General features: G+C 61.8%; 3 protein-coding genes. 2 read left to right on the forward strand and 1 reads right to left on the reverse strand.

Features of this window, described 5'->3' with window-relative positions:
* Positions 1–184: 184 nt before the first annotated feature.
* On the forward strand, positions 185–1,570 hold the full coding sequence (gene lpdA / locus QZ540_RS08055; protein ID WP_294629066.1) for a dihydrolipoyl dehydrogenase: 1,386 nt from the start codon (positions 185–187) through the stop codon (positions 1,568–1,570).
* Between the two features lie 191 nt (positions 1,571–1,761).
* Positions 1,762–3,444, forward strand: a complete 1,683-nt coding sequence (gene sucB, locus QZ540_RS08060) for a 2-oxoglutarate dehydrogenase, E2 component, dihydrolipoamide succinyltransferase (protein ID WP_294629068.1) — start codon at positions 1,762–1,764, stop codon at positions 3,442–3,444.
* A gap of 180 nt (positions 3,445–3,624) precedes the next feature.
* Here the strand turns inward: sucB and QZ540_RS08065 are convergent, their stop codons facing one another.
* Positions 3,625–5,229, reverse strand: a complete 1,605-nt coding sequence (locus QZ540_RS08065; RefSeq protein ID WP_294629070.1) for a peptidase — start codon at positions 5,227–5,229, stop codon at positions 3,625–3,627.
* Positions 5,230–5,304 lie beyond the last annotated feature (75 nt).

Below are 5,304 nucleotides of genomic sequence, written 5' to 3' on the forward strand. Positions count from 1 at the left end.
CAGCTAAAACCGCCCTGAGTGAACTTAAACGACCCTCAACGGGGGTATTGTTGTATTAAGTGTTTTTCTGCGTACGCGGAGGGGCGCGCGATTTTTGTGAGTCGCGGGCCTTTCGCGCATGCTGGGGAAACCTACCAATAAATTGGTAAAGAACTCATTGCAGGGGTCTTTAGCCCCCACAACTATGCAAGGGAGCAATATCGTGGCTCAAGAATTCGACATCCTCATCCTCGGCGGCGGTTCCGCTGGCTACTCTGCAGCTATTCGCGCACGCCAGCTAGGCTTCACCGTCGGCCTGATCGAGAAGGAAAAGGTCGGCGGCACCTGCCTGCACACCGGCTGTATCCCCACCAAGGCGTACCTGCACGCTGCTGAGCTGGCTGAAGAGGCACGCGAGGCGTCCAAGGTTGGCGTTAACGCTGTGCTGCAGTCCATCGAGATGGGCAAGGTTCGCGATTACAAGGACGGCATCGTCTCCGGTAAGTTCAAGGGTCTTGCAGGCCTGCTGAAGATGAAGGGCATTGAGGTTATCCCCGGCGAGGGTAAGCTCACCGCTCAGGACACCATCACCGTCGGTGGTGTCGAGTACAAGGGTAAGAACATTATCCTGGCATCCGGCTCGGTCTCCAAGACCTTCGGTCTGCCCATTGAGGGTCGCGTTCTGACCTCCACTGAGGCACTGGAGATGGACTACCTGCCCAAGAGCGCTATCGTGCTCGGCGGCGGCGTGATTGGTTGCGAGTTCGCATCCATGTGGAACGCTATGGGCGTTGACGTCACCATCATCGAGGGCCTGCCGAACCTGGTCCCCAACGAGGACCCGGCAATCATCAAGGTTCTGGAGCGTGCGTTCAAGAAGCGCGGCATCAAGTTCAACACCGGTACCCTCTTCGAGAAGGTTGAGCAGGACGCCAACGGTGCTAAGGTCACCCTGGCTGACGGCAAGGTCTTCGAGGCAGAGATCGTTCTGGTCGCTGTTGGTCGTGGCCCCAACACTGCAAACATGGGCTACGAGGAGCAGGGCATCCCCATGGATCGCGGCTTCGTCCTGGCTAACGAGCGTCTGCACACCGGCGTGGGCAACATCTACGCTGTTGGCGACATCGTCCCCGGCGTTCAGCTGGCTCACCGCGGTTACCAGCAGGGTATCTTCGTTGCAGAAGAGATCGCTGGCCTGAACCCCACCGTTGTTGAGGACATCAACATCCCCAAGGTCACCTTCTGTGACCCGGAGATCGCTTCCGTTGGTTACTCCGAGCCCAAGGCTAAGGAGAAGTTCGGCGCTGAGAACGTTGAGACCGCTGAGTACAACCTGGCTGGTAACGGTAAGTCCGCTATCCTCGGTGCTACCGGTATCGTGAAGGTTGTCCGCCAGAAGGACGGCCCCATCGTTGGTGTTCACGCTATTGGTAAGCGCATGGGTGAGCAGATTGGTGAGGCTCAGATGTGGGTTGCTTGGGAAGCATTCCCCGAGGACGTCGCTAAGTTCATCCACGCACACCCGACTCAGAACGAGTCCCTGGGTGAGGCTGCAATGGTCCTGAACGGCACCCCGCTGCACAGCGCATAAATTTTGCTGACTGGCGTTAGCGCGTCAGCTTAGTATTGACGACCGTTGGTCGTTAGCGGTTGCCGGGCGTATCCGCTGAACAACGCCCCTATCCGGATGCGCGTCGACGTGCTTCGATGCATGCGACGCGCATCCGGGTCACCGCTCACATTTTTCTAGTTCAAGCATTCACAAGGAGAACGGGAAAGATTATGTCCCACACCGTAGTACTGCCCGCACTGGGCGAGTCCGTGACCGAGGGTACCGTTACCCGCTGGCTCGTTGAGGTCGGCGACACCATCGAGGTTGACGCACCCCTGGTTGAGGTTTCCACCGACAAGGTTGACACCGAGGTTCCCTCCCCCGTAGCAGGCGTTGTTGAGCAGATTCTCGTCCCCGAGGACGAGGACGTCGAGGTCGGCGCTGCTCTGGCTATCATTGGCGACGGTTCCGGCGCTGCTGCTCCGGCTGCTCCCGCAGCTGCTGAGGCTCCCGCAGCTCCCGCTCCGGTTGCTGAGGCTCCTGCTGCTCCCGCAGCACCCGCCGCTGCTCCGGCTGCACCCGCAGCTGCTGCTGCAGGCATCGAGGTCGTACTGCCCGCACTGGGCGAGTCCGTCACCGAGGGCACCGTTACCCGCTGGCTGAAGGAAGTTGGCGAGCAGGTTGAGGTTGACGAGCCCCTGGTTGAGGTTTCCACCGACAAGGTTGACACCGAGGTTCCCTCCCCCGTAGCAGGTACCCTGCTCGAGATCCGCATCCCCGAGGATGAGGACGCAGAGGTTGGCCAGGTTCTGGCTATCATCGGCGATGCTTCCGCTGCTGCTGCACCGGCTGCTCCCGCAGCTCCCGCTCCGGTTGCTGAGGCTCCTGCCGCTCCCGCAGCACCCGCCGCTGCTCCGGCTGCTCCGGCTGCTCCCGCTGCACCTGCCGCTCCGGCAGCTGCTGAGGGTGAAGCATACGTGACCCCGCTGGTCCGTAAGCTCGCTAAGGACAACGGTATCGACCTGTCCACCGTCAAGGGCACCGGTGTTGGTGGCCGCATCCGCAAGCAGGATGTTCAGGCTGCTATCGCCGCTAAGGGCTCCGCTGCTCCCGCCGCTGCTGCACCCGCTGCAGCTGCTGCTCCGGCTGCAGGTTCCGCAAAGGCACCGCACACCTTCGAGGTTTCCCCCAAGCGTGGCACCGTCGAGAAGACCGCACGTATCCGCCAGGTTATTGCAAAGCGTATGCGTGAGTCCCTGGACATCTCCACCCAGCTGACCCAGGTCACCGAGGTTGACGTGACCCGCATCGTTCAGCTGCGTGCGAAGGCTAAGGACGGCTTCGCTGCTCGTGAGGGCGCAAAGCTGACCTTCCTGCCCTTCTTCGTCCAGGCAACCGCTGAGGCTCTGCAGCAGCACCCCGCTCTGAACGCTTCCATGACCGAGGACTACAAGCAGATCACTTACCACGGCTCCGAGAACATCGCTATTGCTGTGGACACCCCCAAGGGTCTGCTGGTTCCCGTCATCAAGAACGCTTCTGACCTGGGCATTGCTGGCCTGGCAAAGGCTATTGGCGACCTGGGTGGCCGCGCACGTACCGGCGACATCTCCCCCGAGGAGCTGTCGGGTTCGACCTTCACCATCACCAACATTGGTTCCTTCGGTGCACTGTTCGACACCCCGATCATCAACCAGCCGAACGTTGCAATCCTCGGTACCGGTTCCATCGTGAAGCGCCCCATGGTTATCCAGGATGCAGACGGTAACGACGTTATCGCTATCCGCTCCATGTGCTACCTGTCCCTCACCTACGATCACCGCGTGGTCGACGGTGCAGACGCAGGTCGCTTCCTGCGCACCGTCAAGACCCGCCTGGAGGAGGCAAACTTCGAGTCTGAGCTGGGCCTCTAAGACCTGCAAAGATTCAAGGAAGTTTCCTTGTGGCGGTACCCTGACGGGTAACCGAGCGTAGCTCTCCGGGTTTTCCCGGGCAGTGAGCATAAAGGCGGCGGCTCCATCCACTTCGGTGGGTGGGGCCGCCGCTTTTGTTATGCCCGTTGATTTTTCTAGGGTGCGGAGCGTGTACCGCAGTTATGCCGCGACGGGTTCGGCTCGGGCGATCTCCCAGCCCTTCTCCCCGCGGTGCAGGTCGAAGATGACTTTCTGGCGGGTGATGCCGTTTTCTTCGCTGAGTTTGCGGGCTTCCTGCTCGGTTTTGTCGGCGCGGTAGCCGGGTGCGGAGACTACCGCCATGACGCGGATGTTCTCGCCGTCGCGGCTGAGTTCTTCGGTGGTGTCGACGGTGAGTTCTGCGCCGCCTCGGGCACGGCGTTCTTGATTCCGCTGGTCGATGAGGGCGCGTAGAATCTGATCACCCTGCACAGCCTGATTCTGTTCTTCCGTGTTGTCTGGCACTTGCTCCCCCGCAGCGTTCACGGCTTGCGCGGATACGGGCTGTGCCGTTGCCGGGGCGTTCTGTCCGTAGGCGGTGAACCCGAGGGGCAGGGCGATAGTCCCCAGGGCGAGCGCAGCTACGCCCAGACGTACGGAGGGGCGGCTCAGCGCACCGCGGAGCCCAGCGAGGCGGGATTCACTCTCCTTAGTAGTGTGCTTCGGAGCGGGTGCGCTCTTTGCTGAGCTCGCCACAGGGCTCAACGGCATGGAGTCAGCGGTAGCTGCTGGCTTCTTCACGTGTGGCAAACGGTCCGCCAGGTAGCGTTGCGCCTTCTGCGCCTTTGAGAGCTTCTGCACCGGCGCGGGATCTACTGCCGCGGGAATCAGCGCACGGGCGCGTTCTGAACAGCTCAGGTAGACGTTGAGCGGGCGAGGCGGCACCTCCTCAGCGAGCGCTACTACGGAGCTCAGCCCGGCGAGCGCCGCCTCCTGGGCGGGTGCGTCCAGAAGGTATTCGAGGGCGCGACCGAGGCGCTCAATCCATTCGCTACCGGGTGCTCCATCGGTTGCGGTGCCGGTTGTTCCCATGCGCAGTGAGAGGGGTACGCGGGCGGCGGAGGGTTCCGGCTTGTGCCCGCAGGCGGCTTGCCAAAGTAGCGCGGCGGCGGAGCGTGCGTAGTCGCCATAAGCGACTGTGAGCTGTTCGGCGTCGAGAGATTCCGCCTCACGATAGACGGCGTCTGGCAGCAGGAGCTTGGGCACTCCGGCGGCGCTCAGAGCAATGTATTCGGCGCTCAGCTCGGAGCGCCCCTCCCCTACCTTTTTGAGGCTGCCGAGCGCCCGGTGTAGCGTGCGCGCCAGGGTCATGAGCTCGGCGGGGTTGAGGGTGCGAGCGCGTAGGAGCTTGTCAAGGGTGCCCGCGTCGAGGGGCTCGTACCAGAGGCACAGCTTGCTATCGTGCTCCTCGCTGGTGACGGCGTGGAGCTTGGCGAGTCCGGGTGCGTTCCGCAAGGCGACGGCTACTTGCGGGGTCTGGGCGTGCTGCTGAGCGGATGCATCCGTGCTTTCCTCGAATCCGTACCCGTTGGCTGCCGCGCGCAGAGTGGGCGCGGAGGGAGCGGTGCCCTCGGGTGCAGCAATGGTGCGCAGGGTGTAGCGTCCGGGGCGCACGGAGGTTGCCCGGGATACGGGAGTTACAGAGGGTGCGCTCTCGGTGGTTCCGCCCCGGTACTCAACAATCTGCAGGGTGGGCAGAGCCGGGTTGGCGATGCTTTCCAGAACGTGTGCTTCTTTGCTTCTCATACCATCATGTTATCAAATAACATCAAATAATATTTTTAGACTCAATAAAACACCATAAATAAACCTTGCAGCCCT

Source organism: uncultured Rothia sp. (assembly GCF_916049665.1).
Classification (GTDB): domain Bacteria; phylum Actinomycetota; class Actinomycetes; order Actinomycetales; family Micrococcaceae; genus Rothia.